The 26180-nt window shown below is 57.3% G+C and carries 25 protein-coding genes; 3 read left to right on the forward strand and 22 right to left on the reverse strand.

Features of this window, described 5'->3' with window-relative positions:
* Positions 1-6 precede the first annotated feature (6 nt).
* The 4 genes from ABLO27_RS08040 to ABLO27_RS08055 all read right to left on the reverse strand — a co-directional run bounded on the left by ABLO27_RS08040 (position 7) and on the right by ABLO27_RS08055 (position 4718).
* Positions 7-1422, reverse strand: a complete 1416-nt coding sequence (locus tag ABLO27_RS08040; RefSeq protein ID WP_353031896.1) for an efflux RND transporter periplasmic adaptor subunit — start codon at positions 1420-1422, stop codon at positions 7-9.
* Positions 1423-1605: 183 nt separating this feature from the next.
* Entirely contained in the window at positions 1606-2580 is a 975-nt protein-coding gene (locus tag ABLO27_RS08045) for an Hsp33 family molecular chaperone (protein ID WP_353031898.1), read from the reverse strand.
* 12 nt (positions 2581-2592) lie between these two features.
* Positions 2593-3522 (reverse strand): ornithine carbamoyltransferase, encoded by a 930-nt coding sequence (gene argF / locus ABLO27_RS08050; RefSeq protein WP_353031899.1) that lies wholly within the window; start codon positions 3520-3522, stop codon positions 2593-2595.
* Entirely contained in the window at positions 3519-4718 is a 1200-nt protein-coding gene (locus tag ABLO27_RS08055; protein ID WP_353031900.1) for an aspartate aminotransferase family protein, read from the reverse strand. Before ABLO27_RS08055 ends, argF begins: the two co-directional genes overlap by 4 nt.
* A 427-nt stretch (positions 4719-5145) precedes the next feature.
* Between ABLO27_RS08055 and ABLO27_RS08060 the strand changes: the two genes are divergently transcribed.
* Positions 5146-5679 (forward strand): GcrA family cell cycle regulator, encoded by a 534-nt coding sequence (locus ABLO27_RS08060; RefSeq protein WP_353031901.1) that lies wholly within the window; start codon positions 5146-5148, stop codon positions 5677-5679.
* Positions 5680-5857: 178 nt separating this feature from the next.
* Here the strand turns inward: ABLO27_RS08060 and ABLO27_RS08065 are convergent, their stop codons facing one another.
* The 8 genes from ABLO27_RS08065 to ABLO27_RS08100 form a co-directional block, all read right to left on the reverse strand.
* Positions 5858-6490, reverse strand: a complete 633-nt coding sequence (locus tag ABLO27_RS08065) for a helix-turn-helix transcriptional regulator (protein ID WP_353031902.1) — start codon at positions 6488-6490, stop codon at positions 5858-5860.
* Positions 6491-6557: 67 nt separating this feature from the next.
* A complete protein-coding gene (locus ABLO27_RS08070; protein WP_353031903.1) occupies positions 6558-7550 on the reverse strand; it encodes a succinylglutamate desuccinylase/aspartoacylase domain-containing protein in 993 nt (330 codons plus the stop codon).
* Between the two features lie 74 nt (positions 7551-7624).
* Positions 7625-8752 (reverse strand): aminotransferase class I/II-fold pyridoxal phosphate-dependent enzyme, encoded by a 1128-nt coding sequence (locus ABLO27_RS08075; protein ID WP_353031904.1) that lies wholly within the window; start codon positions 8750-8752, stop codon positions 7625-7627.
* Between the two features lie 19 nt (positions 8753-8771).
* Complete coding sequence (locus ABLO27_RS08080; RefSeq protein WP_353031906.1) at positions 8772-9440, reverse strand: ABC transporter permease; 669 nt, start codon at positions 9438-9440, stop codon at positions 8772-8774.
* Positions 9440-10138 carry an ABC transporter permease gene (locus ABLO27_RS08085; RefSeq protein WP_353031908.1) on the reverse strand — a complete coding sequence of 233 codons (699 nt, stop codon included), beginning with the start codon at positions 10136-10138 and terminating at the stop codon, positions 9440-9442. The genes ABLO27_RS08080 and ABLO27_RS08085 overlap by 1 nt, the downstream gene beginning before the upstream one ends.
* Positions 10139-10231: 93 nt before the next feature.
* Positions 10232-11008 (reverse strand): transporter substrate-binding domain-containing protein, encoded by a 777-nt coding sequence (locus ABLO27_RS08090; RefSeq protein WP_353031909.1) that lies wholly within the window; start codon positions 11006-11008, stop codon positions 10232-10234.
* Positions 11009-11025: 17 nt separating this feature from the next.
* Positions 11026-11790: an amino acid ABC transporter ATP-binding protein gene (locus ABLO27_RS08095; RefSeq protein ID WP_353031910.1), complete on the reverse strand. Its 765-nt coding sequence runs from the start codon at positions 11788-11790 to the stop codon at positions 11026-11028.
* 61 nt (positions 11791-11851) lie between these two features.
* Positions 11852-12820, reverse strand: coding sequence for an ornithine cyclodeaminase family protein (locus ABLO27_RS08100; RefSeq protein WP_353031911.1), 969 nt, complete (start codon positions 12818-12820; stop codon positions 11852-11854).
* A 144-nt stretch (positions 12821-12964) separates the two neighbouring features.
* Between ABLO27_RS08100 and ABLO27_RS08105 the strand changes: the two genes are divergently transcribed.
* Positions 12965-13963 (forward strand): threonine ammonia-lyase, encoded by a 999-nt coding sequence (locus ABLO27_RS08105; protein WP_353031912.1) that lies wholly within the window; start codon positions 12965-12967, stop codon positions 13961-13963.
* Positions 13964-14037: 74 nt separating this feature from the next.
* Here the strand turns inward: ABLO27_RS08105 and phoB are convergent, their stop codons facing one another.
* The 9 genes from phoB to ABLO27_RS08150 all read right to left on the reverse strand — a co-directional run bounded on the left by phoB (position 14038) and on the right by ABLO27_RS08150 (position 23860).
* Positions 14038-14736: a phosphate regulon transcriptional regulator PhoB gene (gene phoB, locus ABLO27_RS08110; protein WP_353031913.1), complete on the reverse strand. Its 699-nt coding sequence runs from the start codon at positions 14734-14736 to the stop codon at positions 14038-14040.
* A 70-nt stretch (positions 14737-14806) separates the two neighbouring features.
* On the reverse strand, positions 14807-15505 hold the full coding sequence (phoU, locus tag ABLO27_RS08115) for a phosphate signaling complex protein PhoU (protein ID WP_353031914.1): 699 nt from the start codon (positions 15503-15505) through the stop codon (positions 14807-14809).
* A 31-nt stretch (positions 15506-15536) separates the two neighbouring features.
* Positions 15537-16334 (reverse strand): phosphate ABC transporter ATP-binding protein PstB, encoded by a 798-nt coding sequence (gene pstB / locus ABLO27_RS08120; protein ID WP_353031915.1) that lies wholly within the window; start codon positions 16332-16334, stop codon positions 15537-15539.
* A gap of 11 nt (positions 16335-16345) precedes the next feature.
* Entirely contained in the window at positions 16346-17695 is a 1350-nt protein-coding gene (gene pstA / locus ABLO27_RS08125; protein WP_353031917.1) for a phosphate ABC transporter permease PstA, read from the reverse strand.
* Positions 17695-19167, reverse strand: coding sequence for a phosphate ABC transporter permease subunit PstC (pstC, locus tag ABLO27_RS08130; RefSeq protein WP_353031919.1), 1473 nt, complete (start codon positions 19165-19167; stop codon positions 17695-17697). Before pstC ends, pstA begins: the two co-directional genes overlap by 1 nt.
* A gap of 87 nt (positions 19168-19254) precedes the next feature.
* The gene (locus ABLO27_RS08135; RefSeq protein WP_353031920.1) at positions 19255-20310 is read right to left on the reverse strand and encodes a substrate-binding domain-containing protein; all 1056 of its coding nucleotides are present in this window, start codon (positions 20308-20310) and stop codon (positions 19255-19257) included.
* 399 nt (positions 20311-20709) lie between these two features.
* Positions 20710-21708, reverse strand: coding sequence for a substrate-binding domain-containing protein (locus tag ABLO27_RS08140; RefSeq protein WP_353031922.1), 999 nt, complete (start codon positions 21706-21708; stop codon positions 20710-20712).
* 129 nt (positions 21709-21837) lie between these two features.
* A complete protein-coding gene (locus ABLO27_RS08145; RefSeq protein WP_353031924.1) occupies positions 21838-23187 on the reverse strand; it encodes an ATP-binding protein in 1350 nt (449 codons plus the stop codon).
* Positions 23188-23368: 181 nt separating this feature from the next.
* Positions 23369-23860, reverse strand: coding sequence for an SRPBCC family protein (locus ABLO27_RS08150; protein ID WP_353031926.1), 492 nt, complete (start codon positions 23858-23860; stop codon positions 23369-23371).
* Between the two features lie 244 nt (positions 23861-24104).
* Between ABLO27_RS08150 and ABLO27_RS08155 the strand changes: the two genes are divergently transcribed.
* Positions 24105-25016, forward strand: a complete 912-nt coding sequence (locus tag ABLO27_RS08155) for an MBL fold metallo-hydrolase (RefSeq protein ID WP_353031928.1) — start codon at positions 24105-24107, stop codon at positions 25014-25016.
* On the opposite strand, the gene ABLO27_RS08160 is transcribed toward ABLO27_RS08155, so the two are convergent.
* On the reverse strand, positions 25013-25999 hold the full coding sequence (locus ABLO27_RS08160; RefSeq protein ID WP_353031929.1) for a DUF1499 domain-containing protein: 987 nt from the start codon (positions 25997-25999) through the stop codon (positions 25013-25015). The genes ABLO27_RS08155 and ABLO27_RS08160 overlap by 4 nt on opposite strands.
* Between the last annotated feature and the right edge of the window lie 181 nt (positions 26000-26180).

Below are 26180 nucleotides of genomic sequence, written 5' to 3' on the forward strand. Positions count from 1 at the left end.
TCTCCGTTACTGGTTTGCGTTATCGGTGCCGGCTACGTTTTGCCGCTCACCATCACGTTCCGCAGGGCTTGCCGAGTTGGCGTCCCGAACAAGCAGCCCTTCTCCGGCCTCAGGAATACGGGTGACCAGCAATGTTTCACCGGCTTCCAGAGCTCCATCCACCAGAATGAAGCCGTCGTCGATGGCCAGTGAGGTAACCTGGCGCGGCTGCAGGCGGTTATCCTTGACCACGTAGACCGTTCCCTCGCCGTAATAGGCCGTCTCGGGTATCCGGAAACTGTTTTCGTAAGTCTGATCGGGAATAGAAATTTCGACAAAGGCTCCGGGCCGCAATGGCACCCGGGCATCGGATGTTTCGATCGCAGCGATCAGATCGACGCCACCGCGCGTGCTGGCCACATCTGCCCCGATCCGGCTCACCGTTGCAGGATAGGAAACAGGCGAATTGCCAAGAAACCAGGTGACATCCACCGGTCTTCCGACCACGGTGCCGCTGTCTGCCAGCAACCGGCCGTACTGATTGTCGGACAGTATGAAACGAACCTCGAATTCATCGCTGCTGTACAGCGAAACCACTGCGTCGTTGACACTTACCAGGCGGCCGAGTTCGGCCGACTCCGTACGCACGATTGCGTCAAACGGTGCCCGCAGGATCGTGTTGTCCAACTGACGCTGCGCATTCTCCAGCCGCCATTCCAGACGCTTTATCGCAGCATTTTGCTGAACAACCTTGGCCTCTTCAAGCGCAAGGGTGTTTTGTGTCTGTTCGAGAGATTGCTGGCGCTGCGACACGAGCAGCTTGCGGTCATCGAGGGTCCGTTCCGTGACGGCCCCCTTGCCCAGGAGATCTTCCGCACGCACGAGATCGCGTTGGGCAAACTCCAGTTGTTCCCTGACCCGGATGACATTGGCTTTTTCCAGCTCCACCCGGCCTTCGCTTTCAACAAGGGCTGCCTGTGCTTCGGCAAGATTGGCCTCGGCCTCCGTCACGGCGCCTTCGTAGTCGAAACGATCGATGGCAACGAGCACTTCACCTTGCAAAACCTTGCCGCCAGCCTTCAGGTTGGGGTGAACTTCAATCACTTCCCCCGCGACAAGAGCCCGCAATTCAACTTCCCGGCCGGCGGTGGTTTCTCCAAAAACATTGATGTCTGGAGCAAAGTCGCCCTGGGAGACGGTTACCGTCTCGACCGCATAGCTTTGTTCCTGGATCGCCTGTTTGGGAACTTCCGGCTTGGTAGCGATCAGTGCATTCATGCCCATAACCGCCGCAACAAGAACGGCGAAGGCAAGGAGCGTTTGCAAAAGCGCTTTCAGAACCAGCTTCAATTTCCGAAATCCATCCGTTGCCCCCTCATCCTCAGGGGGCAGAACTTCGGAGATCTCTTTAGATCCGGTTTCTGATTGTAGAGACTGCAACATATTCAGCTCACCAAGCGCCAATCTTGTCTATTACCCGGGTAAACCTGCAATCAGGAAGGCGCACACGCCCCCATCTTGCCAAGTCCACGTCCGAAATAGGCATCGGCCAGGCAAAAGGCACGCTGAAAAGTGTAACAAAATATTTCTGAAGGGCCTAAACAGGCCCTCCAGACCGGTTCGAGATCAGGAATCGAACTCGTACTTGGTGCTGCAGAACTCGCAAGTCACGATGATCTTGCCGTCGACGGTCATCTCCTCGACCTCTTCGACGCTGAAGCCCGACAGGACACCTTCGATCTTCTCCCGCGAGCACCTGCACTTGTCACTCAAAGGCTGTGGTTCGTACAGGCGGACACCACGCTCGTGGAACAGACGGAACAACAGCATTTCGACGCTGACTTCTGGATCCGTCAGTTCGACATCCTTGACCGTGTCAACCAGAGCCTTGGCCTCCACCCAGGCGTCGTCCACTTCAATTTCGTGCGCCTGCGTGCCTTCCGGAGCATCACCTGGATCAATGTCGGCCTGCCGCATCCGCTCGGGAGATTCAGGCAGAAACTGAACCATGATGCCGCCGGCGGTCCAGGTCTTGGTATGCGCCTCTCCTTCCTTGCGGACATAGAGCTCCCCAACTGCCAGGCGAACTTCCGTCGGAAGCTGCTCGGACCGTTCGAAGTATCTGCGGGCCACTTCTTCCAAACCCACACCATCCAGCTCCACCAGTCCCTGGTAGCGCTGCATGTGTTTGCCCTGGTCGATGGTCATCGCAAGATGCCCCTGCCCGAGCAAGGCTTCAGGCGTGGCCTTCCCGGCTTCTATCAGTGCCTGAACCCGGTCCTCATCGAAGCTGGCACAGGCGCGCACGGCATCGGGCGAGGAAAAGTCCACAACCAGCATGGAAACCGGACCCTGGGTCTGGGTCTGCAAGGTAAAGCGGCCGTCGAACTTCAAGGATGTGCCCAACAGACTGGTCAGAACGATCGCCTCGGCCAACAGGCGCGAGACCGGTTCCGGGTATTCATGCCGGTCGAGGATTTGCTCCAGGACAGGACCCAGTGCGACAGCCCGGCCGCGCACATCGAGCCCTTCCACTGCAAAGGGCCGGACAGCGTCCAGCCCTGCGGGCGTAATGCCCAGTTCATCAAGATTTAGTGCCACGTTGGCTTTGCCTTAAGCTGCGCCGAAACACCAGGCCAGAATACCCTTCTGGGCATGGAGCCGGTTTTCGGCTTCGTCAAACACAACAGAGTTGGGACCGTCCATGACCTCGGAGGTGACTTCCTCACCCCGGTGGGCCGGCAGGCAATGCATGAACAGGGCGTCGTTGTTCGCCTCTGCCATCAGCCGCTGGTTCACCTGATAGGCGCTCAGAAGATTATGACGCGTTTCGGCATCATCATCCCCCATGGACACCCAGCAATCGGTAACGACACAGTCGGTCCCCTTGACCGCCTCATATGGGTCCGTTGTGACGATAATGGAACCACCCTTGGCGCGGGCGGCATCAATAAGGTCCTGCGGCGGCTTCAATTCGCCCGGCGTCGCGATGCGCAGTTCGAAGTCGAAGCGTGGAGCTGCATGAACCCATGAGGCCAGCACATTGTTGCTGTCCCCGGTCCAGGCAACGCTCTTTCCCTTGATTGATCCGCGATGCTCTTCAAATGTCATCAAATCTGCCATGATCTGGCAGGGATGCGAGATCTTGGTAAGACCGTTGATCACCGGAACGGTGGCATTTTCAGCAAGTTCAGCGAGTTGCTCGTGATCCAGGATACGGATCATGATCGCATCAACGAAACGCGACAGGACCCGCGCGGTGTCTGCAATGGTTTCCCCACGCCCGAGCTGCATTTCAGCACCCGTGAGCATCAGGGTCTCGCCACCAAGTTCGCGCATGCCAACGTCAAAGGAGATACGCGTCCGTGTAGAGGGCTGCTCGAAGATCATCGCCAGCACCTTGCCCGCCAACGGGCCTTCGCCCCGGCGCACGCCGTTACGTGTTGCCTTGATCTTCTTGCCGACTTCCAGAATGTCGCGAAGTTCTTCGCCCTCAAGTTCCGTCAGGTCCAGAAAATTCCTGTAGCTTCCGTTGGCGGTCATTCGGCCGCTCCTTCCACCAATTTTTCCTCAACAGCCTGGGCAGCCTGTTCAAGGCGCTCCAAGGCGGTCGCGATTTCATCCTCGGTCATTGTCAGCGGCGGCATGATGCGCACGACATTGTCCCCTGCCGGCACAGCCAGCAGACCGGCTTCCCGGGCCGCGGCAACATAATCACCAGCTGGAACGACACAGCGCAGCCCCAGCATCAGGCCGCTGCCGCGGACCTGGTCCAGAACCTTTGGATGAGCATCGACCAGACCAGCCAGCTTCTGTTTGAAGCTGAGGCCCTTTGCCTGCACGTCTTCCAGAAAACCATCGGCAAGGACGACGTCGAGAACCGCGTTGCCGACGGCCATGGCGAGCGGATTGCCGCCGAAAGTGGTGCCATGCGTTCCGGGCGACAGAGCCGCTGCGGTTTCTGCTGTTGCCAGACAGGCCCCCATCGGGAAGCCACCGCCGATCCCCTTGGCAATCGCCATGAGATCAGGCTCGACACCGGCCCATTGATAGGCAAACAGCTTGCCAGTGCGTCCGACGCCGGTCTGGATTTCGTCATAAATCAGCAGGATGCCGTTGTCGTCGCAGATTTTGCGCAACGACCGCAGGAATTCCGGCTGGATCTCGCGAATACCGCCCTCTCCCTGAATGGGCTCGATCGCCAGCGCCGCCGTCTGCGGACCGATCACCGCCTTCAAGGCGTCCAGGTCACCTGAAGGCACCTGGTCAAATCCGGGTGCCTTCGGTCCGAAACCTTCCAGATATTTCTCCTGACCACCTGCCGCGATGGTCGCGATCGTCCGGCCATGAAAAGCACCTTTGAAGGTTATGATCTGGTACCGCTCGGGCTGCCCGTTGTCATAATGGTAGCGGCGCGCGCACTTGATGGCAGCTTCCATCGCTTCCGCGCCGGAATTCACGAACAGGACCTTGTCGGCAAAAGTCGCATCGGCCAGGCGTTGCGCCAGCCTTTCGCCTTCCGGCATCTGGTGCAGATTGGACACGTGCCATAGCTTTGCCGCCTGATCCTGCAGCGCCTTCACCAGATGGGGATGGCTATGTCCAAGCGAATTGACGGCGATGCCGGAACCGCAATCGAGGAATCGTCGGCCGTCTTTCGTAACAAGCCAGACACCTTCCCCATGATCGAATGACAGGTTCGATCTTGCGTAATTTCCGAATAGCGCAGTCGCGGACATAACCTCTTTTAACTCCTTAAGAACGCTCTTTCCCGCGCTGGAGGGGCCTAGATCCTGCCCACACTCCAGAAGTGTGAAAGAGCCAAAACGCAACGTGCCGCCCCGATGAGGCGGCACGTCGCGGCTTCCTTATACACCTTCCGCACCGTTCCCTGTCAATGGGATTGGCAATTCCGGCGCTCAAACGGGGATTTTCTAAAATTCTCCATAACCTTGCCATAATTGGGGAAAAGTCCCTTCATCCCCAACTGGTTTGGGCCTGAAGCTTGCCTCATAAATTAACGTTATTGTAACCTCTTGGTAATCAAACACGAGATCTCGTGCGGCAAATCACTTAGAGGCACAAGATATGCCACCACTAGGCATGCGGACGTATGCTTAACACGAGGTTAATGGCCGTCAATCGGTCAAAATAAAGGGTGCGGCAATGAGTTGGACGAACGAACGGGTTGAGCTTCTCAAGAAGCTTTGGGGCGAAGGTCTGAGTGCAAGTCAGATTGCGGGCGAACTGGGCGGCGTCACTCGTAATGCGGTGATCGGTAAGGTGCACCGTCTCGGCCTGTCCGGCCGCGCGAAGTCCTCCACCGCCAGCGCCAAACCACGCCGGCCGCGGACCGCATCTCCTGCCGGAAATGCCGCACCAAAGAGACCCACACCACAACCGCAGACACATGGCGCGACAGCCCTCAAGGCCGACATCGCTCCGGCTCCGGTCATCGAAGCCAAGCCGCAAGTCGAGCCGATTGCCGAACTGGTCGTTCCCATTTCCCAGCGTGCGTCCATTCTCACGCTGACCGAGCGTACCTGCAAATGGCCGATCGGCGACCCGGCAACCGACGACTTCTATTTCTGCGGCCGTCAGTCCGATGCAGGCGTGCCTTACTGTGCGCATCACTGCAAGATTGCCTATCAGCCGGTGGCTGACCGACGCGCGCGCAAGGTCGTTGCCCAGGCATCCTGAGGCACACAAGACAGCGAAATCAAGAAACCCGCCAATCGGCGGGTTTTTTCATGCCAGATGCATCCTTATCGAAGAGCTCCTGTCAGCCCAAAGCATTTCGTGAAAGGGCTGGGCCACTGTTCGCAACCTGAAATCAGAGCATGCAACACCATCGGCACTGCAGCTTGTGTTGGGGTTTTCACGAAACGCTGTAACGGACCTGCTTGATATCATTGTAGACGGTTGCGCGGCTGACATTGAGAACACGCGCAACGTAGGAAGCGGCGTGTTTTTCCCGCAATCCGTCTGTACGGACGATTTCCCCCAGCAACTCCAGGCGATCTTCACGCGCCAGCGCGTCAGCGGTCTTGTTCCTGTCACGACACCAGTCGACGATGAACCTGTTCATCTTCTCGTGCCAATCATTCTTGAACAGATCATGCGGCTCTTCGGGGCTTACCGGCGCGCCGATCAGCGCGGTAATCGCATTCTGAGCAGCCATGATGTCGGAGAGATCGTAGTTGAAGCAGGCCAACGCAAAGGGTTTGCCGTCGTCATCTCGCAGGACCGCGCTGATTGAGCGGATGACGCGTCCGTCCCAGTTGACCCGCTCATGGGGACCGATCACATCCCGATCATCATTTTCGCGGAAGTCCAGTTCAGAAAGATAGGATGGATCGCCGATCTCGCGCTTTGAATAAGGATTGCAGATATAGACAACCGTTTCCGTTGCCAGAGAATGGATTACGATCTCAACATTCGAGCCCAAGAGTTTGGACAATGCGTCCGCAATCGGTATCGCGGTGCGAGCCACCAGTGCATCCTGGGTCATTCACTGCCTCTGACAATCAAACAATCTTGCACCCTCTCTTATCCCAGGCTTCCGCCCGAGGGCAATCTCAGTCAATCGGATGACCGATAACACTGAGGCAATCTCCGCGCCGGACAAGTCCCTGCCCGGCCACGCAAAACTGTATGCCACCAGTTCGTGCAAGCACCGGGACGGGTGGCGCCTCCACCCTGTCCGTCAGGTGCAATCGGCCCAGAACGTCGCCTTCCTTCACGTGTGCACCAAGGCCTGCAGTCGGTTCGAAAACACCCGTGTCATCTGCATAGGCATAGTGATGAAACCCATCGACATGCACTGTTACCGAAGAGCGCGGCCGGTCTTCGGTCTTTGTCTCGACGATCAGCCCCATATGCCGCATGACGCCTTCAATGCCACGCCGGGTCACAGCCAGCGTCTCACCCGTCACCAGTCCTGCTCCACCAAGCTCGGTCGCAAGGATCTTCTTTCCCTGACGTTCAACTTCGGTATCGATCATGGTTTCAACCTGTGGCTCGCGCAGGACAATTGTCATCGGAGCGTTGAAAGCCGACGCAATCCGGCGAATAGCCTGTGTCGCGGTATCGGTTTGCTGAACCGGGACAATTGTTGAAGGCACGAAGTTCAGCGACCGTCCGCCGGAATGCAGGTCGAGCACCACATCGGCACGCGAAATCAGCTCCCGGCTGACAAAGTCCGCTATCCGCTCGGTGGCGGTTCCCGTCGGATTTCCGGGAAAGGCCCGGTTCATGTTGCCATTGTCTATCGGCGACAGGCGCGAGCCGTTTTGCAACGCAGGCATGTTCAATGCAGGCACGATGATAACGCGCCCGCTGATGTCTTCGGCCTTCAGGTCACCATGCGCAAGGTTCGAAAGAACGATCGGCGCTTCATACTCGTCACCATGTGCGCCACCCAGCAACACCAGGGTCGGGCCACTGCCGTTTTTCAAACAGTAAATGGGAACGCGTTGATTGGACCAGGCACTCAGATCGAGAGACACCGGAACATCAATGTAGCCCTTTTGAAAGCCATCTTGATCGAGGTCGAGAGAGGTGGTCAGCATGGAAAGTCCGTTTGGTGAAGACTGCGCGGAACTTGCGGGAAGACGTGCGCCGCCTTCCCTCACTCAATGGCCGCTCAGGCGGACCTCAGAACGTCTTCAACGACCTCGTTGAGACGCCGTAGCCCTTCTTTCAGATGCGCCTCCGGAAGGGCGGAACTGAAACGGAAGTGATTTTCGACATGGAAACGACTGCCAGGAATGACAAGCACATCCTGCTCGCGCACCAACCGCATCGCCAGTGTTTCTGAATCGATCGGAAGATTGAAACGTACAAACGACATGGCGGAGGCATGCGGCGGCGCAACCGAGAAGACATTGTGGTGGATTGCAAGCGCTTCGGTGAGCGTCTCGAACCCGGTCCGGATAAGACGGCGTGCGCGCTCAACCAGTACCGTCCGCGCCGGTTCTGCCAGTGCTGCTTCCGCTAGCTTCATAGACATAACGCTGGTTGCTACCGATGCATATTCGTGGCGTCGCCAGCACGCGGTGATCGCATCCTGCGGCCCGACAAGCCAGCCAAGCCTCAATCCCGGCAACCCGTAGGCCTTGCTGGTTGAGTTCAGAACCATCACCTTGTCGTAGCTTCCCCAGAAGCTGGGTGTCGCTTCGTCTGTGTCACGCTCAGTGCCGATATAGACCTCATCAGCGACGATCCAGGCCCCAACCTTGGCAGCAGCGGCGATGATGCCTTCGCGCTCCCTTGCGCTCAGCACGCGCCCTGTCGGATTGTTCGGATTGATGACGTGGACCACCTTCGTTGTCTCGTCCACCGCTGCCATGACGGCAGCCGGATCTATCGCCCAGCCGTTGTCAGGATCCATGTCGACATAACGGACTTCCACTCCACGATTGCGCACATCACCGGTCAGCTGTTCGTAGATCGGCCTGAACGCCACCATGCTGTCACCCCGTTCCAGCAGAGTGTTTGCAATTAGCGTGTTTGCTTCCGTCGCCCCGACCGTCACAAGGATATTGTCCGGAGTGGATCCGGGATACATCGCCGAAATCTTCTCGCGCAGTAACGTGGTGCCGTTGACTTGCGGATAGTCGAGCATGGTGTTCCACAAGACATCGGGGTCCAGTCCAGCCAGTTCGACCAACTCCTTCAGCGTCATGGGATGCACACCGCTTTCGGAGTAGTTGTATTTTACGCCATGCTCCAGCTCGGACAGAAACTGTTCAACGTCAAACGGGTGAAACATTGGTTTTCCTCTCTCGTTCCTATGCAAGGCGTCGTTCAATCGCCGAATAGGACAGTGTCAGGATCATCGCCAGCGCGAGGTAGATCCCTCCCGCTGCAATGAAGGATTCAAAGGGGGCAAAATGCAGCGATGACAGTTTGCGAGCGACACCGGTGAGATCCATGATCGATATGGTACTCGCCAGCGCGGTGCCCTTGAGCATCAAAATCGTTTCGTTGCTGTAAGCCGGCAACGCGATGCGCAGCGCCTGGGGCCCGAGGACCAGGCGCGCGATTTGCAACCGGGAAAAGCCATAGGCTTCGGCTGCCTCGATCTGCCCGCGTTCGACGCCAAGGATGCCTCCACGCATGATCTCGGATGTGAATGCCGCTGAATTCAGTCCGAGCGCCAGAACCGCACAGAACCAGGCCTCCCGCAACAGCGGCCATGCAAAGCTTGAGCGAACAACCTCAAACTGCCCCAGGCCGTAATAGATCGCGAAAAGCTGTACGAGCAGCGGTGTGCCCCGAAAGAACAGAACATAGAAATCCGCCACTTGAGCAACACCCGGCACGCGGCGCATCCGTGCCCAGCAAAGCAAAGCTCCGAAAACGAGCCCGATTGCAAGGCTGCAGACCAGAATGCTCAGGGTAACCGGCAACCCTGCCAGCAATTTCGGAATGAAGGAGAGCAGAAGTTCCCAGTTCATCAGCTTGCCTCCTTCAGGGCAAACCGGGCTTCAGCCCGCTTGAACAGCCGTTCAGAGACAAAGGACACACATAGATAGATCAGGGCAGCGACAGCATAGAAGGTAAAGGGACGGTGGGTTGCTCCCGCGGCGACGCCGGCCTGCCGCATCAACTCGGCGACCGCCGTGAGCGATACAAGCGCCGTATCCTTGAGCATCACCAGCCAGACATTCCCCATGGCGGGCAGTGCAACGCGCAGCAATTGCGGCAATTCGATCAAGGTGAAACGCTTCACCGGCCCAAAGCCGTAGGCATCGGCCGCTTCCAACTGTCCCTTGGGAATGCTGTTGGCAGCTCCTCTGAAAGCCTCGGCCGCATAAGCGGTTGCGATCACCGCGAGGGCGAACACACCGAGTGCAAAGCCACTCAGATTGATCCTTTGCGTATACCCAAGGCTGGCGGCAACGGACTGGATGATCGTGCCGGTGCCGAAGAAGAAGAGATAAAGGACCAGAAGTTCCGGCACGCCGCGAAAAACGGTGACATAGCTCACCGCAATGTAACGTGAGATGGTCCCGCGACGCCGGAAAAGCATAAGCAACAGCCCAAAGAAGAGCCCGGCTGCAAACGCAAGAATGGCAAGGGCCATTGTGGTGACCAAGCCGGAGAAGAGTTCGTCCCCCCATCCCGATTTGCCGAATGAAAGCAATTCAAGCATTGCCTGTCGCCCTTGCCCATCTTTCCTGAAGAGGCCGCCACTTTGCGGTGACTTGCCTCTTCATCCTTTTGAGAACCGAGATCCCGCTGGACCTTACGGCGTGACGTCGTAACCGAACCACTTGTCCGAAGCCTTGGCGATCGTGCCATCGGCCAGAAGCTCCGCGATCGCCGTGTCGATCTTGGCTTTCAGTTCCTCATTCCCCTTGCCAATTCCCAGACCTATGCCATCACCGAGCTGCGGATATTCAGCATAGGTCAGCAACGGGCCGAACATTGTCAGATTGGCGTCCTTATCTGCCCCGCTGAACTCATCCCATGCAGAAACTTCCATGACAGCTGCATCGATGCGACCCGTCTTCAGATCAGCGATGATCTGGTCAGCCTGCTGGTAGGTTTTCACATCGGCTGACGGAAAATGCTCATTGACGACACGCTCAAAGATCGTGGAACCCTGCACGCCAACGGCCTTGCCTTCGAGCGAAGCCTGAAGCTGAGCCTTGTCCGTGAGTTCGCCAAACCCGTCGCCGACCGAACCGAAAGAGGCTGGTGCCTGCGCATAGGCAGTCGAAAAATCGATGCTTTTCTTGCGCTCTTCCGTGATGGAAATTGCAGACATGATCAGGTCGTACTGGCCCGCAACAAGCGCCGGCAGGAGACCGTCGTAAGCCTGGTTGGTCCATTCACATTCCATCTCGATTTTCGCGCAGATCGCGTTGCCGACATCAAGGTCAAAGCCAAGCATTTCGCCAGACGAGTTCACCGACTCCCAGGGCGGATAGTCCGCACTTGTCGCGATGCGCAGTGTCTCGGCCTTGGCGGGCAGGACGGTAAAAGCAGCCACGGCTGCGGCAACAACCAGTTTCTTCATTTCATTCCTCCTCATACTCACATTACCGATGCTAAAAACTGGGCGGCCCGTTCCGTTTTAGGGGCGCCAAATACCTCTTCGGGCGTTCCGCTCTCAGCCACGCGTCCCTTGTCGAGAAAGATCACGCGGTCAGAAACGTTGCGCGCAAAGCCCATCTCATGCGTCACCATGAGCATCGTGTTTCCTGCAGCGGCGAGTTCCTCGATGACCTTCAGGACTTCTCCAACCAGTTCCGGATCAAGCGCCGAGGTCGGCTCGTCAAAGAGAAGAGCCTGCGGCTCCATCGCCAGAGCTCGAGCAATCGCTGCGCGCTGCTGCTGACCGCCGGACAACTGATGAGGATAGAAGTTCATTCGCTCGGCGAGACCGACGCGAGCCAATAGTTCTTCTGCCCGCTCATTGGCTTCGGCTCGCGATTTTCCAAGCACGTGGATCGGAGCGATTGCCACGTTGTCGCGAACGCTGATATGCCGCCACAGATTGAAACTCTGGAACACCATGGGCAAAGAAGTTCGAAGCGCGCGGACCTCCCGCGTTACTTTCAGCCCATGTGCGTTGCAGGCAAAGGCGACTGGCTTACCATCCAGCTTGATCTCGCCTCCGTCCGGAACTTCCAGCAGATTGAGGCAGCGCAGGAACGTGCTTTTTCCCGATCCCGAAGATCCGATGATCGTGATCACCTGCCCCTGCTCGGCTGTCAGCGAGACGTCATGGAGAACGCGCAGCGACCCAAACGATTTGCTCAGGTTCTGAACCGACAAGCGAGGTGTTGCAGCTGACATGTGATACCTAACTGAACCGTGTTGACTTACGGGTGGGCCTTCGCTTCGAAAATGCGCTTTATCAGGGAGCGTTACCTTCGGCGGACTTCAATCCGGACCAGACAGACTTGGCGATGGCCGCATCCTGAACGGCCACACCTGTCAGATCGGCAATCGTGATGGCCTCGTCCGTACGACCCAGTCTGTTTTCAAGCAGGACCTGCCCGAGCGTGATCAGCCGATCGGACGAAATGTCGCCGGACGCAATCGCGTTGGCGGTTTCACCGTGTTCCGTACATTGACTGAGGGAGTCGACGATCACATGAGATGCTCTTGCAAAGAGCGCAGTGTCGAGTTCCTGCTTTCCGGGAGAGTCAGCGCCGACCGCCACGATGTGGGTGCCGGGCCGAACAAACTCAGATTTGACGATTGCCTCTCGTGACGCCGTTGCTGTGACAATGACATCCGCGTCGGCGCAAAGTGCTTCCACGCTTTCCGCATGCGCAACCGGAACACCTTCAAGCTCCATAGAAAGCTCCTGGACCAGCGTTGCAGCTTTCTCTTCCGACCGCCCCCAGACGGCAACCCGGGTGAAACCGAGAAGTTTGCAATAGAGCTGCGCTTGCAGACGGGCCTGGATACCGGTCCCGATCACGCCGAGTGCCTTGGCACCCTGCCGCGCGCCCATGCGACCTGCAATGACGCCCGCAAGTGCCGTGCGCAAATCGGTCAATGCGCCTTCATCCTGCAGGATTGCCAAGGGAGTTCCCGTCTCAGCCGAAATGACGGCCATGAAGCCGTTGCTGGAAGAAAGCCCCCTTTCCGGATTGTCATAGAACCCGGTGGCAAGCTTGACGGTAAAAACCTCGTCTTCACCGACGTGAGCGCATTTGATGTGGCACTCGCCATTTGCCTTTTGGAACGCCAGGTGGGTAACCGGCGCGACCTGGGCCTCGCCCCGAGCGAAAGACCTGAAGCCTTCTTCGATCTCCGCAAGTACCGCGCGCTCGTCAATCTGCGCCAAGATTTCCTGCTTATTCACCAGCCGCATCTGCATCTCTCTGTCAGAACGTCACCCAATTCGCGACCCATCTTGCGGGGTCGTTTCAGCGTTATAGACAAATTGTCTAATTTAGAATATTTTGTCAACACTCATTCTGAAGCCCTGTTTTCGAAACAGCCGAGAGACGGAAAAATGATGGTTGAGTTGGACGAGATTCATGCTGCGCAACAACGGATAGCGGGCTATGTGCGCCCCACTCCGCTGCGCAAATCTCATGCTCTGTCGACAGAGCTGAGCGCGTCGATCTGGCTGAAAATGGAAACGATGCACGATACCGGCGCCTTCAAGCTGCGCGGCGCGGCCAACAAGCTTCTGTCTCTCGACGAAACTCAGAAATCACGCGGTGTCATCACCGTATCAAGTGGCAATCACGGTCGTGCCGTCGCCTATATGGCAAGGCAGCTGAACATTCGTGCCGTCGTCTGTGTCACCGAAATCATACCTCCCGAAAAGATTGGCGGGCTGTACGATTTCGGGGCGGAAGTGATCGTTCACGGACAAACGCAGGATGACGCAGACGCGGAAGCGCGGCGCATTGCGGAACGAGACGGCCTTCTCTTTGTATCTCCTTTCGATGATCCGCATGTCATCGCCGGGCAAGGCACCATCGGCCTGGAGCTGCTGGCCGACCAGCCGGCCCTCGACATTGTCTTCGTTCAATTGAGCGGTGGCGGGCTCATGGCCGGAACCGCCAAGGCGCTGAAGAGCCTGAAGCCGGACATCAAGGTCATTGGGGTTTCCCTTGAGCATGGGGCCGCCATGATCGAAAGTATCAAGGTCGGCCATATCGTCGAGGTCGACGAAAAACCTTCCATCGCCGATGCCCTACCCGGCCCGATACCGGCCGACAACCAATACACCTTCGCCATGTGCAGGAAACTGGTAGACGACTTTGTTCAGGTGCCGGAGAGTGAAATTCTCGAAGCGATGAAGTTTATTCTCGCCAAGGAAAAATGCCTGGTGGAAGGCGGTGCAGCAGCCGGGGTTGCCGCCATGAGGCGGTATGGCTCGCTGCTTGAAGGGAAAAAAGCCGCAACTCTTCTCACCGGGAACAACATCTCTCTTGATCGAGCGTTGTCAGCGTTCGGGCTCAAGGATGCGCAGCAATCAGAAACGTTCTGGATAAGCTGACCGGAGCGGCCATGCGGCCGGACAACCGGTTCGGGCGGGTGAGCACTCCACCCTCCCGATGTTTTCAGCCGTAGTCAGCTTGCCATCGAAAACTGATCATTAAATGCGTAGCCGGCACCGCGCACCGTGCGGATCGGATCCTTGGCCTTGCCCTTGTTGAGCGCCTTGCGAAGTCGGCCGACATGGACGTCGACCGTGCGCTCGTCGACATAGACATCATGGCCCCATACGCCGTCCAACAGCTGCTCTCGAGAGAACACCCGGCCCGGGGAGGTCATCAGAAATTCCAGAAGGCGGAACTCGGTCGGCCCCAGGTGAATTTCCTTGGTATTGCGGCGCACCCGATGGGTTTCACGGTCAAGTTCGATGTCACCCGACCGAAGCATTGTGGAAACAACTTCCGGGCTTGCGCGGCGGAGGATCGCACGGACACGAGCCATCAGCTCAGGCACGGAAAACGGCTTGACGACGTAGTCATCTGCTCCGGTTGAAAGACCTCGAATGCGCTCGGCTTCTTCCCCGCGGGCCGTCAGCATGATGACAGGCAGACGCTCGGTATCTTCACGCGCGCGAAGCCGGCGGCATAGTTCAATGCCCGACAGCCCCGGCAACATCCAATCCAGAAGGAGGAGATCGGGCTGGGTTTCCCGCAACCGGATTTCAGCTTCATCACCACGTGCACAGGACTCGACCGAGTATCCTTCCGCTTCCAGGTTGTACCTCAACAGAAGGCTAAGTGGTTCTTCGTCCTCAACGATAAGCACCTTCGGCATACGTTCTCGCTCCAGTTTCGGCAGCAGATGCTGCCGTTCCGGTCACCAATTTCCAACCGGGTTCCAGCTGTCAGACCGCGTGGGTCGTCTCGTCCTGTTTTGCACGGTCTTCCGGCAGACGATCGCCAGTCACCATATAAAAGACGTTTTCAGCAATGTTGGTTGCATGATCGCCAATACGCTCGATGTTCTTGGCACAGAACAGAAGATGGACGCATTGAGTGATCACGCGGGGATCTTCCATCATGTAGGTCAACAGCTCCCGAAAGAGCGATGTGTAGATCGCATCGATTTCAGCGTCGGCTTCCTGAACGCGTCTCGCCGCTTCCGCGTCCTTGCGCGTATAGGCGTCCAGAACCTGCTTCAGCTGTGCAAGGGCCAATTCGGTCATGTGTTCCACACCGATGGCCAGTTTCTTGGACTGAAGATTGCTGTCGATCGCGATCGTCCGTTTGGCAACGTTCTTGGCCAAATCGCCAACACGTTCCAGATCGTTGGCAATGCGCGTCGCGGCGGTGATTTCCCGCAGGTCCTGCCCCATCGGCTGGCGACGGACAATCATTTCGATCAGCTTTGCTTCAATGTCCTGATGCAAGGCGTCCAAGCGTTCGTCCTGCTGAACCGTGACGCGTGCCAGTTCGATATCTTGCGAGACCAGTGCGGAAACAGCATCAGCAAACGCTTTTTCCGCCAGACCGCCCATTTCGGCGACCTTGCCGGCCATTGCGGTCAATTCGTCGTCATAGGCCGTGACTGTGTGTTCAGACATCCAGTGTCCCTTTCAGAATTCGCGTAGCCACTTAGCCGAAGCGGCCAGTGATATAGTCCTGCGTACGTTTGTCTTTCGGATTTGTGAAGATGTCTTCGGTCGGACCTTCTTCGACGAGAATGCCGAGATGGAAGAATGCGGTGCGCTGCGATACACGGGCTGCCTGTTGCATCGAGTGCGTCACGATCACGATCGTGTAGTTCTCGCGCAGCTCATCGATCAGCTCTTCGACCTTTGCCGTCGCAATCGGGTCGAGAGCCGAGCACGGCTCATCCATCAGGATCACTTCCGGGCTGACCGCAATGGCCCTGGCGATGCACAGGCGCTGCTGCTGACCGCCGGACATCCCGGTACCCGGCTCGTCCAGCCGGTTCTTCACTTCTTCCCAAAGACCGGCTTTCTGCAGGCTTGAGGAAACGATTTCGTCCAGATGCGCCTTGTTGCGGGCCAACCCGTGAATGCGCGGGCCGTAGGCAATGTTGTCGTAAATGGACTTGGGAAACGGGTTCGGTTTCTGGAACACCATACCAACCTTGGCGCGCAGTTGCACCGGGTCAACCTTGGGGTCGTAGATGTCCTCGCCGTCGATCCTGATCGACCCTTGCACGCGGCAGATATCGATCGTGTCGTTCATGCGGTTCAAGGTCCGCAGGAAAGTCGACTTGCCGCAACCGGACGGTCCGATGAAGGCGGTGACGGATCGCGGCTGGATTTCAATGTCCACATCTTTGATCGCATGCGTGTCACCGTAGTAGACCTGCACGTTCTTCGCGGAAATCTTGCTCTCGGTCATTTCCACCGACTGTTCAATATTCGACATCTCGTTCATCGGATCATTCCTTACCAGCGGCGCTCAAACCTGCGGCGCAGGATGATCGCGAGAATGTTCATTGTGAGGAGGAACACCAGAAGGACGATAATTCCACCCCATGCTTTTTCGTAAAATGCGTAGTCCGCGCGTGCCGCCCAGGTGTAGATCTGCGCCGGCATTGCGGAATTCGGCTCCGTGAACCCTGCGATGAAACCGTCCGGATATCCGCGCGCAACAAAGCCGACCATACCGATCAGGAGCAGCGGAGCCGTCTCACCCAAAGCCTGCGCAAGCCCGATGATGGTGCCTGTCAGGATACCCGGCATCGCAAGCGGAAGCACATGGTGGAAGGTTGCCTGCATTTTCGAGGCACCGATCCCCAGTGCGGCATCACGGATGCTCGGCGGTACAGCCTTCAGCGAAGCTCGCGTTGAAATGATGATCGTCGGCAGCGTCATCAGTGTCAGAACAAGGCCACCGACAAGCGGAGCCGACTGCGGCAGGTGCATGAACTGAATGAAGACCGCGAGACCAAGAATACCGAACACGATGGACGGAACGGCAGCCAAGTTGGAAATGTTCACCTCAATCAGGTCCGTGAACCGGTTCTGAGGCGCAAATTCCTCAAGGTAGATCGAAGCGGCCACGCCGATCGGCAGGGACAGGAACAGAACCACCAGCATCATGAAGAATGACCCGACCACGGATGCACCGATGCCTGCTCCACCCGGATTGTCCACGCCGGAATCGGCACCGGTGATGAAGTTCCAGTTGAACACAGTCTTGATGACCTTGGCCTCGACCAGAGCGTCAACAATGTCCAGATCGGACTTCTGCAGGAAGCGGCTGTCGGTAAGCGTCTCGCGGGTCACACGGCCGTTCATGTAACCGTCAACACGGGAGGCGGCTGCCAACTCAAAGCCGGTTTCCTTGCCAAGACTGTCCGGATTGGCCCGGAAGTGTTCGCGAATGGTGCCTCCGGTCTTGCCGACGATGCGCTGGATCGCAGCCGCATCGAACGGTGCGGAGACACCGCTTTCCGTCATCTGGCCATGCAGCGCATCAATGAAGAACTTTTCGTAGGCTTTCGTCTTGAAGAGCTCTTTTTCAGCTGCGTCGAACTGTTCCTGCGTGAGCGTAAATTCGACTTCGACTACAGTCCTGGTAAACGCCGGAATGCCCTGTGAGACGATCGACGTTGCCAGGACGACCAAGAAGAACAGGCCGATTGCAATCGCGGTTATGCCATAGGCCTTGAACCGCTTCTCGGCTGCGTTCCGCTTACGGGTCAGGTCATCGATGTGATAAAGGGACCTGGACTTCGCCGCAGCCTTGGCGGTGTCGGCAGCCGCTTCGGGAGTGAGTGTCGTATCGGTCATCAGTCATACTGCTCCCGGTATTTGCGCACGATGTAGAGCGCAACGATGTTGAGGCCCAAGGTCACCACGAAAAGCGTCATGCCGAGCGCGAACGCCACCAACGCGACAGGGGATGCGAAATCGGCATCACCGGTAAGCTGGCTGACGATCTTGGCCGTAACGGTGGTCATGGCTTCAAAAGGATTGAGACTTAGTCGAGCCGCCGCCCCTGCTCCGAGAACCACAATCATGGTTTCACCGATGGCACGCGAGGCTGCCAGCAGGATGGCACCGACGATCCCAGGCAGGGCAGCCGGCAGAATCACCTGCTTCACGGTTTCTGACTTGGTTGCACCAAGGCCGTAGGACCCGTCGCGCATGGCCTGTGGAACGGCATTGATGATGTCGTCCGACAGCGAACTCACGAACGGGATCAGCATGACCCCCATGACCAGGCCGGCTGTCATGACCGCGGTTCCCGCTTTCATGATGCCGATGCCATTGTCGCCAAAGACCGACAACAGAAGAGGTCCAACCGTCAGCAGCGCGAAGAGACCGTAAACAATGGTCGGGATACCGGCCAAAACCTCAAGAAGCGGTTTGGCAATGGCACGCACGCGCGGGCTTGCATATTCGGACAGGTAGATCGCAGCGAAAAGGCCGATCGGAACGGCAACCGCAAGTGCCACGAATGAAATGTAGAACGTGCCCCAAAGCAGAGGAATGATGCCCAGTTCCGAGTCGCCACCGCGTCCGGAGAAGCTTGGCGACCAAGTCAGGCCGAAAAAGAAGTCGGCCGCCGGATAAAGGCGGAAGAATTCCACTGTATTGAACACCAGGGACAACACGATGCCGATGGTGGTCAGGATCGCGATGGAGGCCGCACCGATCAAAATGGCCCTGATGCCCTTTTCAACCGTGTTGCGTGCCCAGAAATCTGCCCGTGTCTCTCTCAAGCCCCAAAGTGCACCGGCAATTGCCACCAGAATGACGGCAATCGTCATGTAGAGATTGCCGGTCGCAGACAGGACCCGGTACCGTTGCGCCGCGCGCAAGACAGGCTGGGTGATATCCGACGTCACGATCTGACCGGCTTCCTTGAGACGGGTGGTGACATCATTGAAGTCAGCCCTGGCACTGCGTGCAAACTCATCGGTCATCGCACCGCTGGCGACGGCATTGTCCAGCCCTCTTGCGGCACGCCGGACTTCAGCCAGAACCAGTCCGCGAGAGGAACCTTCGCTGATCGCACTGTCCGGGATCATTCCGGAGATTTCGCTGTTTACGTAAAAAGGCTGCGCGAGCAGCCAGACGATGAGAAGAATGAAAGCGGGCACTGCGGCTTTCATTGCCACGTTGGCCCCATAATAGGACGGAAGAGAATGCAGAACGTGCCGCTCTCCTCCAGCGCTGGACAGGGCCCGCGCCCGCCCCAGAACGTATCCTGCCACGGCAATGGCAAGTACGGTCAAGATGAGCCAGAACAGAGACATTTGCACCCCCGGGGGTCTTTGTAAAAAAGCACCAAAAAGGAAAAAGGGGCGGCGGAATATGCCGCCCCGTATTGAGCAGTAACTCGATTACTTCATGGTTTCTTCGTTCGAAATGGAAGCCTGTGTGGCTGCCAGCTCCGGATCGGAAACCAGACCGTACTGAGCCAGCGGGCCCTGCGGACCAGCGATCTCATCGGCGATGAAGAACTGAGCGTATTCCTTCAGACCCGGGATGACGCCGATGTGAGCCTTCTTGACGTAGAAGAACAGCGGGCGGGAAACGGGGTACTCGCCGGAAGCGATCGTCTCGGTGGACGGAGCGATACCGCCCATGGTGGCGACTTTCAGCTTGTCGGTGTTGTTCTCGTAGAACGCCAGACCGAAGATTCCGATGCCGTTTGCATTGGAGTCGATACGAGCCAGGGTTTCGGTGTAGTCACCGTCGATGTCAACGGACTTGCCGTCTGCACGAACGTTGATACAAGCTTTTTCAGCGGCTTTCTTCTTGGCCTTGTCGCTGTCGCCTTCGGCAGCTTCCAGGAATTTTTCGAAAGCGCCGGTGGCTTCACAACCAGCCAGAAGAACTTTGTCTTCAAAAACTTCACGGGTGCCGTGCTTGGTGCCCGGGATGAAAGCAGCGATTTCAACGTCCGGCAGTTCGGAGTTGAACTCGGCCCAGTTGTTGTACGGGTTGTCGACGAGCTCGCCGTCTTTCAGGACCTTGGAGCCGAGCGCGTTGAAGATGTCAGCCGGCTGGAACGCGTTGAAGGCCGGACCGCTCTTCTGAGAAGCGAAAACGATTCCGTCGTAGCCGATACGAACCTCGATGATGTCTTTGACACCAGCTTCCGCACAGGCCTTGATTTCCTTTTCGCGGATCTTGCGGGAAGCGTTTGCGACGTCGATGGTGTTTTCGCCAACACCTTCACAGAAGCGCTTCAGACCGGCAGAAGAACCACCGGACTCAACAACCGGGGTCGGGAAGTCGGTGTTTTCACCGAAAGCTTCGGCAACGATGGAAGCGTATGGCAGAACAGTTGAAGAACCGGCGATCTGTACCTGGTCGCGAGCCTGAGCAGCGCCAACGAATGCAGTGGAAGCAACAGCCAGAGCAGTTGCGCTAACGAGGGTCGTAAATTTCACTTGACCACTCCCTTTGAATGTCAAGGTTTGTAGATGATCACCACGCTTGAAGTTGCGTGAGCGATGCGGGGAACCTAGGCCCGATGGATGAGAGTTCTATGACAGTTATTTTTCAGTTTTGTGACAATTTAACTTATTGAAAAATATAGATAAATTCAGAACCTTGTAATTTCCCCGTCATATAAGACGGTGATTCCGGTCACATTGCGACTTCCGGTCTGGCAGGTCCCGGTAACGGACAGGGAGACAAATGCTATCCGTACCGCTGCAACACCCTGTTCAGTTCGGTTTGTTATCCGGCAGCTGGAAGCCCTGCCAGACATCAACCTGGCTGGCGGTCAATTGATTTTCAGGTGCGGGAACCGCAATTGAGCAGGCGGAACAAAAGGACTGTGACGTCTAAAACTTTAAGGGGGTCAAATTGCGCGCATCTTGTGCCTGCCGCTGCCGCTCTTCATGGGCAAGCGGTATCAGGCCCTTTTGTGCAAGATAGCCTTCATCTCCCCACGCCTCGTCACTGGTGAAAGCCTCGACATACTCCTCGAGGCCGGGAATCACTCCGACGTTCTGCTTCTTGACGTAAATGAAGAGCGGTCGGGAGACCGGATATTCACCAGATGCAATCTTCTCGAATGTGGGTTCGATACCGTTGACGCCAATGCTCTGGATCTTGTCCAGATTCTGCATCAGAAATGAGTATCCGAAAATTCCGACAGTCGCCGGGTTCGCCTCAAGGGCACCCACAATCAGATCATCGTTTTCGCCAGCTTCCACAAAGCTGCCATCGTGCCGGATGCGGGTACACTGCTCACCGGACAGTTCCGAAAAGGACTTGCACCCGGTTTCCATCACAAGTTCCTCGAATGCATCGCGTGTGCCCGAGGTCGGAGGCGGTCCAAGCACCTCTATCTTTTCATTCGGCAATCCGGGATCGATATCTGACCAGGACATGTTCGCGTTTGCCAGGACGCCCTCCTCGGAGGGCAGCGCTTCGGCCAGTGCCTGGAAGATCTGATCCACCGTCAGCTCGAGTTTCGGACCATGCCTGGAATTGGCAAGAACAATGCCGTCGTAGCCAATTTCCACTTCAACCGGCGTCACCCCGTTGGCCATGCAGGTCTCAAGCTCAGAAGGCTTCATTCTTCGGGAGGCATTGGTTATGTCGGGGGTGTTTTCTCCAACACCCTTGCAGAACAGCGAGAAACCGGCGCCGGATCCAGTTGATTCAACGATTGGGTGCTTCGAACCACCCTCCCCCATCTTTTCCGCCACTGCGGATGCAAACGGAAACACGGTGGACGATCCGACGATCAGGAGCCGGTCACGTGCCTCTGCAACGTGCGGGATCACTTGAAGGACAAGTCCGCAAAAAGCACTTACTGCCAATTTTCCTGCCACTTGAAATCCCCCAAATGAAAATTCTGATCCGAGCAGCCAACCGGCAAACATGAACCCCACGCTCTTTTGCCGGGTGTTAGCACGTTCCAATTTCAAGAATGCGACAAAAATCGACTTTTTTCGCGGGGTCTAATTCTTTGCTGAAATGTCTTCCGAATTTTCGAGCCCTGGAAGTTTCACCTTGAAGGTTGCTCCCTGCCCGGCCTCACTGTCGACATCCAGGCGGCCACGGTGTCGTGTCAGTATGTGTTTTACGATCGCCAATCCCAGACCGGTTCCCTTCATCGCCCGGCTCGATTCGGCGTCCACCCTGTAGAACCGTTCCGTCAGTCGGGGCAGATGCTCCCTCGGAATGCCTTCGCCATAGTCACGCACCTCCAGCAACCACGATTGCCCTTCTGTTGCCTCTTCCAGCCCGCTCAAAGTCACGTCTACATACTTGCCGCCATTTCCATATTTCAGAGCGTTCTCGACGAGGTTTTCGGTAACCTGGATCAGTTCATCGCGATCCCCGTTCAGCCTCACGGGCTCTTCCGGCATGTGCATGCGGATTTCTACATTCATCTCTGACGCCAGCGGCGACAGGGCGTCGGCGGTATGACGGACGATCTCGGACAGGTCGACGACATTTGCCGGGCGCACATGAGCCTTCAACTCGATACGAGATAACGAGAGAATGTCGTCAATCAGGCGCCGCATTCGGCCGGCCTGATCCAGCATAATCGACAGAAACCTGTCCTGGGCTTCCGGGTCATTGCGGGCGGGCCCCTGGATCGTTTCGATAAATCCGGTGAGCGAGGCTAGCGGAGTGCGCAGTTCGTGACTCGCATTGGCAACAAAATCCGTGCGCATGCGTTCCAGGCGCCGGTTTTCGGTGAGGTCCTGAATGACAACCAGTATGAAATCCGGGCGGCGTGTCCCCATCTCCTGACCGCCACTTCCCGGCATATAGATCGGCGCAATGTGGGCTTCGTACCAGGTTTCCGTCGGAACTTTCTCGATCCAGCTGATCCGCTCCGTTCCTGCGGTCGCGCAAACCCGGTCGAAGGCTTCCAGAAGAGACGGCGCCCTTAAAGAAAAGGACAGCGGATCACCAGGCTTCACCCCTTCATAGGCCGCTTGTGCGGACGCATTTACATACCTGGTGATGCCCCGACCATCCGCAACGAAACACGGTGTTGGCAGGGCATCAACCGTCACTTTCATTCCGGTGCCAGGCCACATCCGCCGTCTTTCCCGCTGGGTGCTGAGTTGCACCCGGCGCGCGGCCGCCCGGCGCGGAACAAAGGCGGCTGAGCCTGCAAGAAGTGCCACACCCAACGCAGCTGCCCAGACGGGCACCTGGTAAAGCAGGATCGCAACGACCGCAATGAAGGCGGCTGCGACCAGAATCCAACGCGATTCGCCCAGCCGTGTGAGAGGCGACGCAGCAGTTTGAGCCTCTGAAGGCTCCTCGAGTGGCGATGGGGTTGCGGTCATGGATGAGTTCTGTGTGCGGTTTCGGATGGCAGGTGCCGTCATCTGGAAATACTATTTCGACGTCTTAGTTTACACGCAAGACCAAATAAGGGGATTGGATTGGTGAAGGCCCTTAGCACGGCAAGCATGTCATCCCAACGACAGGCCGTTCACTTTGTTGCACTTCCAACGTTTCGACCTGCTACCGCCAGGTTGCCGCACGTGCTGCCTGTTGCAGATTCCTGATTATGCGCGGCCACCCGTCCGGCTGCCGCATGAGCTTTTGATAGTCGGCTCCATGTTCGCCATGCCTGAGAAACTCGGTATGAACGATTTCCAAGCGTGTTGCCTCGCCGGCCTGGCGAAAGTTGACCATCACTCTGCTTGCAGCGGAGGGATCGGCAATTTCCTCTCCGTCCTGCGAAACCCGCCAGGCTAGGCGAATGTACAATGGTGGCTCGATGGACAGCACGGTCCCCCAATTCCGCCTGCGGCCGTCGCCATCGATCTCGTAGCAGCTGCCGCCGACACAGGGCTCAATTCCGGCTTCTACCTTGCTGTCTCCCGGGCCTTCCGCCGGACTGGAAAAAGGGGATGACCACCAAAGCTCCGGCCGATCGACAAACAGCGAGAATGCCCTCTCTCGGGGCAAATCCAGCAAAACTTCAAACCGGCATTCCTGTTCCTGCGCCATCTACGACCTGCCCAAATAAATTCGTGCCAATCCCTGAGACAGTGTTTCATAGAAGCACCCGGATTGGCAAAACCGCGATTGCGTAACCGATTCTGGCGTCAAATAGATGACGTGTTTTCAAAACCTTCAAGTCGTCGGTTCCAAGTCTGCCCTTGGAGGGACGAAGACCCGTTGCCTTTCTGAACAAACTGGACGAGTTTCAGCGCACACGATTGCTCACAACAAATTCGATTGGCCATAGGAAATGAAGCACAACCGCGACTTTGATCCCGACTACGGTAATCCGGTTGAACTTGCGCCAGGCATTCGGCGGCTGACGGCCAACAATCCGGGACCATTCACTTTTCACGGAACCAACACCTACCTGCTTGGAGACCGGCGCCTGGCAGTTGTTGATCCGGGTCCTGCGGCGGCGGAACATATCGACGCCATTCTCAGAGCGTCGAAAGGCGCCACCATCGAGGCCATTCTGGTTACCCACACACACATGGATCATTCACCGGGCGCGAGGCTTCTCAAGGAAAAAACCGGCGCACCTGTCATGGGCTGCGGACCGCACAGAGCGGCACGTGCTCTCCTGGAAGATGAAATCAATCCCCTCGATTCAAGCGGCGACAAGAGCTACAGGCCGGATCGACATCTTGCCGACGGCGAAGTCATCAGTGTCGCCGGACTGGAAATTGAAACGGTGGAAACTCCTGGGCATACGGCAAACCACCTGTGTTTCGCATTGACCGGAGAAGACATCCTTCTTTCCGCCGACCACGTCATGGGATGGTCGACGTCCATCGTCGCACCGCCCGATGGCAGCATGCGTGACTACATGAGTTCCATTGACAAACTCCTCGACAGATCCGAGACAATTTACCTCCCGGGTCACGGTGCAGAAATCAGACAGGCAATCGCCTATGTGCAGGATCTGAAGCAGCATCGTCTGGATCGGGAGGCAGCTGTCCTGAAACAGCTGGCGGGAGGCGAGAGCACGATCCCCGAAGTTGTCGCAATGCTTTATGCCGACGTCGACCCAGCGCTGCATCCGGCGGCGGGCCTTTCCGTGTTTGCGCATCTTGAAGACCTTGCTCAGAAAGGGCTTGTCACCGCGGCCCCCGAGCTCTCGCTTAGCGCCGTTTATCAATTGGCCCGCGATGCACGCTAGCCCTCAAGATCCGTCAGCTCCAGATCTTCAACCACCGTGCCCTCTTCTTCGAAGTAGGGCTTGAACCCCGGCAAGGGGATGGTGTCCCTCGGGTCTTCCACAGGCTCAAGCTGCAGGTCCTCTTCTTCGAGGGCCCCTTCTTCAACGGACAATCGCGCAAGATCGCCGTAGGTCTCAAGCAATACCTGATCAATTTCGGCAAAGACAACGCGGATATGGTCGGCATTGTCCGACAGATCCTTCAAAGGCGTTCTGGAGCGCGAGCGGACATCCAGGAGCGCGCCGACGGCGTCCGGCCGAATACGCAGCGCCACGTCGTGCTTGAGACCCAGAACCCGCGTAACTCCCTCGGCCTGTAGCCTCGTAGGGGCGTCCAGCAAATCAGGCGGCAATTCGTCGACCACTGTCCACCCCAGTTCCTCCAGCGCCTTGGCTCCTGCTGCATGCAGCTGCGCCGGGGCGATCCGGTATCTGCGTGAAACGATGTCAGGATTGTCCGTTGCCCGATCGGTAATTCTGCTCTGGTCCTTTACGGAGAACTGTTTGAGATTGGGCCACAGATGGGCTTCCAGAACCTGGTTCATCCACGCAAGAACCGGTTGCTCGGCTTCGAGCGATTGCACGACAACTGCCGGTGGGTCCTGCCGGTCGGTGGACAGATCCTGGCTACCTGAATGAATGGTCAGCATGCCCAGGACAAGAGCCGGGGCAACGAGCGCCGCCGCGCCCAGGAGTATTCCGCTGAGGGCTGCCGGCAGTCCGCCGCCTCCGTAAGTCCAGATCCGATGCAGGCCGATGATCGCCAGCATGAGGGCCACAAGCGCAATTGCCGCCGCACCGATCAGCGACAGGACGAATACATCCGCGTCGATCACTCCGAATCGCTTCGCCAGAAATGCGATGACCGCGAGCATAAGCGCAACAGAGCCGACTGTGCGGCTTGCCGGTGCTGAAGCAGAACTGTAGGCGGCGTATCGCTTCATATTCTCTCAACTGTCCAAACGTCGGCGCCGTAACGACGCGACGACATACTGAATTTTTCTTTGTTTATGAGCAAATTGTCAAAAAATGAACTTCACTTGCGCAACAGGCTCATCATAAATTCAACTTAATCGAATGGCACCCGGCTGTACGCGACTTCGAGCATGGAACAGCCAAGTTTGT

It is taken from the genome of Roseibium sp. SCP15 (assembly GCF_040329435.1).
Taxonomy (GTDB): domain Bacteria; phylum Pseudomonadota; class Alphaproteobacteria; order Rhizobiales; family Stappiaceae; genus Roseibium.